Source organism: Rossellomorea arthrocnemi (assembly GCF_904424705.1).
In the GTDB taxonomy this organism is placed as follows: domain Bacteria; phylum Bacillota; class Bacilli; order Bacillales; family Bacillaceae_B; genus Rossellomorea; species Rossellomorea arthrocnemi.
Map to the genome: position 1 here is coordinate 101,587 of NZ_CAJGBF010000013.1, position 8,301 is coordinate 109,887.

General features: G+C 41.1%; 9 protein-coding genes. 4 read left to right on the forward strand and 5 right to left on the reverse strand.

The window, feature by feature from the left end; all coding sequences use genetic code 11:
- Positions 1-74 precede the first annotated feature (74 nt).
- Positions 75-836: an AAA family ATPase gene (locus BAA9072_RS16830; protein WP_201715841.1), complete on the forward strand. Its 762-nt coding sequence runs from the start codon at positions 75-77 to the stop codon at positions 834-836.
- Between the two features lie 80 nt (positions 837-916).
- Here BAA9072_RS16830 and BAA9072_RS16835 read toward each other — a convergent pair whose 3' ends face one another.
- Together BAA9072_RS16835 and BAA9072_RS16840 are read right to left on the reverse strand one after the other, a co-directional pair.
- Entirely contained in the window at positions 917-1,231 is a 315-nt protein-coding gene (locus BAA9072_RS16835; RefSeq protein WP_201715842.1) for a DUF3892 domain-containing protein, read from the reverse strand.
- 173 nt (positions 1,232-1,404) lie between these two features.
- Positions 1,405-2,805 (reverse strand): N-acetylmuramoyl-L-alanine amidase, encoded by a 1,401-nt coding sequence (locus BAA9072_RS16840; protein WP_230980915.1) that lies wholly within the window; start codon positions 2,803-2,805, stop codon positions 1,405-1,407.
- A 634-nt stretch (positions 2,806-3,439) separates the two neighbouring features.
- On the opposite strand from BAA9072_RS16840, the gene BAA9072_RS24620 reads away from it, so the two are divergent.
- Both BAA9072_RS24620 and BAA9072_RS24625 read left to right on the forward strand, forming a co-directional pair.
- Positions 3,440-3,796: a hypothetical protein gene (locus BAA9072_RS24620; RefSeq protein WP_330999305.1), complete on the forward strand. Its 357-nt coding sequence runs from the start codon at positions 3,440-3,442 to the stop codon at positions 3,794-3,796.
- Complete coding sequence (locus BAA9072_RS24625) at positions 3,774-4,067, forward strand: hypothetical protein (protein ID WP_330999306.1); 294 nt, start codon at positions 3,774-3,776, stop codon at positions 4,065-4,067. The genes BAA9072_RS24620 and BAA9072_RS24625 overlap by 23 nt, the downstream gene beginning before the upstream one ends.
- 50 nt (positions 4,068-4,117) lie before the next feature.
- Here BAA9072_RS24625 and BAA9072_RS16850 read toward each other — a convergent pair whose 3' ends face one another.
- From BAA9072_RS16850 to BAA9072_RS16860, 3 genes are all read right to left on the reverse strand, one after another.
- Entirely contained in the window at positions 4,118-4,696 is a 579-nt protein-coding gene (locus BAA9072_RS16850) for a sugar O-acetyltransferase (protein WP_201715843.1), read from the reverse strand.
- A gap of 130 nt (positions 4,697-4,826) precedes the next feature.
- The gene (locus BAA9072_RS16855; RefSeq protein WP_201715844.1) at positions 4,827-6,119 is read right to left on the reverse strand and encodes a M20 family metallo-hydrolase; all 1,293 of its coding nucleotides are present in this window, start codon (positions 6,117-6,119) and stop codon (positions 4,827-4,829) included.
- Between the two features lie 245 nt (positions 6,120-6,364).
- The gene (locus tag BAA9072_RS16860) at positions 6,365-7,234 is read right to left on the reverse strand and encodes a sulfite exporter TauE/SafE family protein (protein WP_230980916.1); all 870 of its coding nucleotides are present in this window, start codon (positions 7,232-7,234) and stop codon (positions 6,365-6,367) included.
- A gap of 79 nt (positions 7,235-7,313) precedes the next feature.
- On the opposite strand from BAA9072_RS16860, the gene BAA9072_RS16865 reads away from it, so the two are divergent.
- Positions 7,314-8,156 carry a LysR family transcriptional regulator gene (locus BAA9072_RS16865; RefSeq protein WP_201715845.1) on the forward strand — a complete coding sequence of 281 codons (843 nt, stop codon included), beginning with the start codon at positions 7,314-7,316 and terminating at the stop codon, positions 8,154-8,156.
- The last annotated feature ends 145 nt before the right edge of the window (positions 8,157-8,301 follow it).

Here is an 8,301-nt window from a genome sequence, read left to right on the forward strand (position 1 = left end):
TTTCATGTAATGGCATTTTTTAGTACCTACCATTTGATTCATTATGTTAATCTAATGTAAAAAGGAGGGAAAAAATGACGTTTTACACTCAGCCATACATACGAACAGTATCCCTAAAAAGGGAAAATATCCCTTCTTTTCACTCTTATCCCTTTCACATTCCAAGTATACGTAACTTAACGGACCTAGCCCTTCATCCGAATGTTACGTTCATTGTTGGAGAAAATGGAATGGGGAAATCTACATTATTAGAAGCGATTGCTATGGCAGTAGGATTCAATCCTGAGGGAGGAACCTTGAACTTTTCTTTTTCAACGTATGATTCGTTCTCCAGTCTGGACGAATATTTGAAGATCATAAGAGGAGTGGATCGACCCCAGGATGGCTTTTTCCTGAGAGCGGAAAGTTTCTATAATGTAGCTACGAATATTGAAGAAATGGATCAGGAACCCTTCTCAGGTCCAAAGGTGATCGACTCATTCGGAGGTAAATCCCTGCACGAGCAATCACACGGGGAAGCGTTTTTTTCCATCTTTATGAATAGGTTCCGGGGAAAGGGTATCTACATCCTGGATGAGCCGGAAGCTGCACTTTCACCCTTAAGGCAATTATCCATGCTCTCACGCATACATGAACTTGTTAATGAGCATTCTCAATTCATCATTGCCACCCACTCCCCCATCCTAATGGCTTATCCTTCAGCAAAGCTCATCCAATTAACCGATATGGGATTGAATGAAACGGTTCTTGAAGATACAAGTCATTATCAGATTACGAAACAATTCTTAGATGATAGGGAAAGAATGTTGCATCATTTATTTAATGATGCAGACTGAAACGGGTGTTTAAAAGGTCCGTCCCACACAAAAGAACGAGCATAAACCTGGAGTGGTTATGCTCGTTTTTTCTTTCTTGCCTAGAAGTCTGGAAGTTCACCAAGATTGTTCTCTTTTACCCCATCCGGCTCACTCCGCAGTACATCCCTGCCATATCGATGAATCACATCGACGTGTGCAATTTTTCCGGCTTTTGCTTCTTCGAGAGCCGTTATATAGTCCAGTTCCCTGCCACTGCCGGTCTTAAAAGCAATAAGATCATTGTCACTATTTCGCCGAACAGCAACAATCTGTTCAACCCCGGAGGAAAGTTCTTCAGCCACCTCCATCTTAGCCTGAACACTTCCCTGTTGTTTATATTCAGCGTAAATTTGTTCAAAATTCTTTTCTTCCATTTGATTCACCTCCCGAACATACGTTTAGTATTCGCGACATGTGGGTGATTTATGAGGGAAGGTTCTTCTGTATCCAATCCAAATGTAGGTTTTATTAATAGGGGCAGAAAATCTTAATGGACCTGTCTTACTCACTATTTCAGCCAAATAAAAAGTGTGCCAACCACTTCCTACTATAATTTACCTAGGGCATCAATTAGCAAGGCTTTCTGATTTTCAATAGCTTTTAGAGCATAATCAAGATTCCTTTTATAAACGGACAGAATGCTTTGACCATAGGTCGTTCCAGGTACAGCCCACTTTCCATTTAAATCGGTCCAGTTCTTGGCAGTTCCTCTGGTGACCAATGAAAATCGGGGATCAACCAGTGGAGCTCCTTCGGGAAGTGGTTTGATGGATGCATATGCGTAGAGGTGTTGAATGTGTGCAAGTACACCCTCTTCAGGAGTAGCGAATGACGCGCCATTGTTTCCAGGTCCGGTTGTACCGATTCCAGCATAATTATTTTGAGAAGGTTTAACTTGTCCAGTAAATCTAAAATAATTGGTTTCGTGTATGGCTTGTGCAAAAGCTATATCTCCACGGATACCGTAAAGATTCCCGTAAAAAATGTAGAATTTCCCTACCGCAGGTGCTGAAGGGTTAATAGTTTTGACAAAATCATCTAATTGATGGGCTTGGACAAGAGATGGTCCAATGATGGAATAGTCGATACCAGGCAGCTGGGTAGGCTGTGGCGGTTCGGTTGTTGGAGGTTGCGTCGGATCGGGAGATGGTGGTTTCCCCTCTGTTAGAATGAATGCTTCAATTCCAATGCGACTTAAAGCTTTCAGTTGATCTTCTGCGTTATCTCTTTCAGAAAAAGCACCGGTTTGAACCCTGAAATACGTTTTTCCTGAAATAACTACTGTATCGATATACGATTCAAATGCAGCCGATGTTAACACATTAGCACGGTCTTCGGCATTCTTTCGTTCTGCAAATGACCCCGCAATGACCTTAAAGAGTTGTTTGTTGCCTGCCTCTTTTTCTGGAAGCGATAAAGCTTTGGCCACTCCTTTTGCAATGGAAATTCCTGCGGACTGTCTGAATTTCGTATCATTCAAAAGCGCAACGTCCTTTGGATTGTCGACAAATAAAACTTCAACTAATACAGATGGCATTTTCGTTTCACGGAGCACATGGAAGTTTGCCCTCTTCTTCCCTCTATCTGTGACTTCGAGAGACTTAATGGCTTCTATCACTTCATCGTGGATAATTCCCTGATATGACAGAGTTTCTGAAGGCACATTTCCATTATATACATAGCTTTCAAACCCTGTCCCTCCCCCTGCATTATGGTGAACGGATAAATAAAAATCCAGACTCGATCCATTGGCGAAGTTGGATCTTTCTTCCAAGGATAAGGTTTGGTCTCCTGTTCTCGTCATTAACACATTCACATTATATTTTGACAGCAAATAATCTCTGACAATAATGGCAGTCAAAAGATTAAAGTTCTTTTCTTCATTTCCTTTATAGGTGGCACCCGGATCAGATCCTCCATGTCCCGGATCAATCATGATTGTTTTCAATTAACATCCTCCTTAGAGTTTGATATAAAGTATTATATTCACAAGCGGGCAAGCATGCTTGGACATGATCTATCGCCATCTCTTTTCAATCATAAAAAAGGTTCCCTGCTTATGAACAGGAAACACTTTTTTCACTCTATATTTATGGAGGGAACTTTCTTATAGGGTTTATTTTTTCTTTATCTCTATTGTATTTCGAAAAACACGTTCTTATTCACTTTCTTCATCATCATTGTATCGATTGACCGGCGGAGTTCCATACTGTGTTCGCTTCAAATTTTTCAATATGAACTGTTGACCTTATAATCATTGTTTCTTTACCACTATGTGGGGTATAAGAGTTGCCCCAAACTGTGCAACGTACGGATTCGAGAGGGAAGGAGATCCCATTTCAAAGTTGGCATGAGTTACTGATGGACTAAGAAAAAGATATTCAAGTATTTTCCTTGCCAATGCATCACCTCCATAGAACACTTTATGTCGCCAGTGTCTGGTTGGTGAGGACAAGCAACTTAATTTCAAAGAAAATGGACAACTTTTTTCATATTAATTTATTTTTCTAATAAGAATTCAATGAATGTTTGACATAAAAAAGCAGATGATAAAGTAGAACATTTTGAATGGAGGAATTCAATTGAAAAAACTTGGAATTCTTTTGTTAGTTGTCATACTGTCCCTCTTTTCTTTACCTATCATAGCTGAAGCAAAACAGGATTTATGTTTAAGTGAAGCAGGCATGAAGACCCGAGAAGACATGAGGACACAATGGACCGATCATGTCTTCTACACAAGGAATTATATTATCAGTGCAGTGGATGGTTTGGAGGATGCAGACGTAGTGCTGGCAAGATTACTTCAGAATAAAAAAGACATTGGAAATGCGATCAAACCTTACTACGGGGAAAAAGCCGGTAATACATTGGCTGATTTATTGACGGAACACATTGTTCTGGCAGGAAAGATTGTTGATGCTGCAAAAGACGGCAACTAGAGCAAAAGTAGAACAACTAAATAAAGAATGGTATCAAAATGCCGATTACATTGCCCGGTTCTTAGCAGATGCCAACCCCTATTGGTCTGAGAAAGATTTAAAAGATTTGTTATACATGCATCTACAGTTCGTTACGGATGAAGCAGTGGCGCGAATTAAAGAAGATTGGAAAGCTAATATCAAAAGTTTCGATGATGGGAGGGCTCATATTCTGCATTTGTCTGATGCTCTTTCTGATGGAATAATGAAGCAGTTTCCTGAAAAATTTTAATAAAGGCTCCGGGAATATTATATTCCCGGAGCCTTTTTCCATTTCATTCCTCACACTTTCTCTGGTAAGTCCAAGTCAATTTCCTTGATGACTCGGGCTGGGTTTCCACCAACCACTACATTGGAGGATACATCCTTTGTAACAACAGCACCTGAAGCTATCACCACATTATCCCCAATTGTCACACCTGGATTAATAATCGCCCCCCCACCTATCCAGCAATTGTCTCCGATGGTAACAGGTTTCCCATATTCGGGTCCCCTGTTTCGCTCTATAGGGTTGACGGGATGCGTTGCTGTGTAGATATGTACTCCGGGAGCAAGCATGCAATTTTTACCGAAACGGACTTCGCACACATCTAATATCACGCAGTCAAAATTAGCAAAGAAGTTATTCCCCACGTGAATATTATATCCATAATCACATCTAAAGTTTGGCTCTAAAAAAACGGTTTCTTCTGTAGATCCGAACAATCGTTTTATAGCTGAAACTCTTTCTTCCTCTTCTTCTTCAGTTGTAAGATTCAGCATTCGAGTTAAATACCGGGCTTTTTTTCTCTCATCCATTAATTGCGGATCCCATGGTTCATAAAGTTCACCGTCGAGCATTTTTTGTTTTTCAGTTTTCATGAGGGTACCTCCATTTTTAATGGCAGTTTGCGTTTTATTTTATCTATTTATGACCAATATGTCCTTCTACAACCTGGGGACGGGAAGCCTGTTCCCCCATCCCGATTGATTCTTTGAAAATTCATACCGTTTATTTGCTGTCAAAAGCAGAAGAATCTTTTAAGGCAGGGATAAAGTTCATGTTATCTAGTCCCTGACAAATGCGGAGAGCGGTGGCGTAAAGAAGTTTCACACCTTTTTCGATATCATCCAATTCAGCAAACTCTAATGGATTATGACTGATTCCTTTTTCACACCGAACGAAGATCATGCCATAATCACTGATATAGGACATGATCAAGGCATCATGGAACGGTCCGCTCATCAGGGTTGGGGAATTAAATCCGAGCTTTTCGTCTTCTTCTCTCATAATTTCTTTGATCCAATCCGCACAATACCTTGGTTCACTCCGTGTATCTTCTTTCATTTCGTAATTAAGATGATAAGCTGAAGTTGTTTCTTCGATAATTTGATATAGCTTTCGTTCCAATTTTGTCCGAGCTTGAAGGTCGATGTCGCGCAGGTCGATGGTGAACTCTACCTTTTCGGCAATGATATTCCTGGAGTTTGGAAATACTTGCATACTTCCAACAGTTCCTACTGTAGTATCTGTTCCTTCTCTTTTAACCAGGTCATTGAATTTTCGAATGATTTCTGCAGCACCGACAAGGGCATCCTGTCTCATCGTCATCGGAACAGAACCTGCATGCCCGGCAAAACCTTCTAGTGTAACCGTCAACCATATAGGTCCGGAAATGCCTGATACAATTCCTACCGGCTTATCTTTCTCTTCGAGCACCGGACCTTGTTCGATATGGAGCTCCAGGAAGGCAGCGATATCCCCTTTCATGTAAACAGGGCTATCCGTCAGGTCTGTATCGACACCAAATTCCTTTAACGCTTTCCGTCTCGTCACTCCGTTCTTGTCTTTTCGCTCAAGTTCTCCTTCTTCAAGCATTCCTGCCAACGCCCTGACACCAAAAATCCCTTTATTAAAACGGCTCCCTTCTTCGTCGGAAAAACATATCACTTCAATGGAGCGTTCAGGAACGATTCCATTGTCCTTCATTGTATGAATGACTTCAATTGCTCCGAGTGCTCCTACTGAACCATCGAATCTCCCCCCGTAAGGCTGAGAATCAATGTGAGATCCGAGTATGAGGATCGGTTTGTTTTGATCCAGTCCTTCCAACCTGCCAATCAAATTACCAAATCCATCAATCCCGGCCGTTAATCCTGCATCTTCCATCCATCCCTTTACCTTATCTACCCCCTGACGATCTTCTTTCGAGTGAGCCAAGCGGCAAACCCCTGTTTCTCCTATCTTTCCGATTTCAGCTAACTCTTCCAGATGACGTTTTAATCTTCCGCGATTGATTTTCATAGAATCACCCTTTGTTAACAAATTTAAGACTTAGCATAATTGTATCGTCTACTGTCTTGCTAATCATTAGACATACTGTCTAAAAAAAAGACTGATAATCGGTAAGGTAAGACATTAGACTTGAAATTTCCTGTTAAGAATAAGTTCGATGCCTTTAGGGATTTATCCTTCTCCTATCTAATAAGTGCCCCTCGAATTATTGAAATGAAAAAGGAGAGGGAATCCCCTCTCCAGAAATTGTTTCTTCAATAATTTGCCGTCCTCTTTGATTGCTGCACTGAATAGATCAACATCCCGAAAAAAACGAGAACCGCCACCAGAATCAAGCCGAGTGAGACTGATGCAATAGAAAGCATCTTGAATATGACACTTACAGCTACGACCATATAAAGGACTGCAAGCATCCGTTTCACGATAACTCCAGAAAACCTTTTCAGCTGTATGGAGCCGATAGGTGTGCCGATAAGCGCACCAATAATCAGCAATATTCCATGACGATAGTCGAGTGATTCTCCTGTGTACATGTATGAGGTGATTCCGGATAATACAATGATGGATGCAGCAGAAATACTTGTTCCGATCGCCTTGTTTAAATCAAGTCTGAGCCACTTTGTGAGCAATGGAGTCATGACAAATCCCCCGCTTACCCCCATGAGGGACGAAATGATACCGGTGAATAACCCAATGACAGGTGCAGCAATTGAACCCTTTGCTTTGGTGCCCTGGTGTCGTTTACTCAAGAACTGATAAGAAAACCAACTTAAAATTCCAATGTAGACAATGGATATAAATGTGGATGCCCCATTGATGGAATCAAGCCATTTTACAAATGGCACTGTCATTACAGAGCCTATCACTCCGAACACCCCAAGGAGCAATGCTAATTTCTTATTCACATTTTTTAATCGCAGGTGTGACAGGGTTCCTGTCACGGTAGATCCTAATGTAAGCATCAAGGATAAAATGATTGCCTGACTAGGCTCATATCCAAGGACAAGTAAGGTAGGTGTAAGAACAATTCCGCCCCCTATCCCAAAAAAACCTGAAATGATGCCGATGACGGCACCACCAATCATAAATAAAATCCATTCCATATCGTGCGTCACTTCCTTCATATAACATTATACCTCTATATAAGTTATAATAGAAATGAATAATGTTAATATAATTGATTACGTTTATTAATGGAGGTGTATGATGCAACTGGACTGGATCCGTACTTTCGTTACCCTTGCACAACTTCAGCATTTCACTAAGACAAGTGATTATCTGAATTTATCTCAACCTACCGTCAGCGTCCACATCAAAAAGCTGGAACAAACCATCGGAGCAGCACTCATTTATCGTTCCTCTACCAATCAGCATTTCGAATTAACACCAGCAGGAGAGCGGGTGTTTGAGCAAGGAAAGAAGATGATGGAATTGTGGAGGACAATGGAACAAGTGAATCAGAACAACCAGGAAATCCAATTACGGATTGGGTCCACTCACACAGTCAGCGATGTTCTGCTACCCGACTTTGTTAAAAAAATTAAGGTACTGTACCCTCAAGTCCGTTTACAATTGATGATCCATAATCATGAGACCATTGTGGAAGCTTTGAACTCTAAGGAGATCGACCTTGCCCTTGTTGAAGGAACGAAGGGATTGGAGCCATTTCATGTAGAAGTGATCAGCCGGGATGAACTTCGTTTCTTTGCGAGCGCCAGGATGAAGTTACACTCTTCTCCTTTCATTTTTAGAGAAAAAGGGTCAGGAACGAGGGAGTATGCTGATGACTTCTTAAGGTCTGAGCGCATCGTTCCAGTTGAAATCCTTGAAGCAAGCAGTCATTTCTTAATTAAACAACTGGCCGTTAGGGGGCTCGGCATCGCATTTCTTTCAAGCTCCATGGTCAAAGACGAAGTTCTGCAGGGCAAACTCGTCCCAATTGAACCATACGTCATCCACCGCCCCTTTTATGCTGTTCATCCTGAAAATGCGAATTCAATATCCGTCATAAAGGAACTAATATCCTTAATTGAACCTACAAATTAAATAATAGGGACGGACCTCTAAATATAGGTCCGTCCCTATTAAAGTACTACTTGATATGAAAAACGTTTATCAAGATATACACTTACATTATTCTTTGAATCGAGATGATTTTATTACGGAAAGACTAGGAGGGACGGACCTTAAT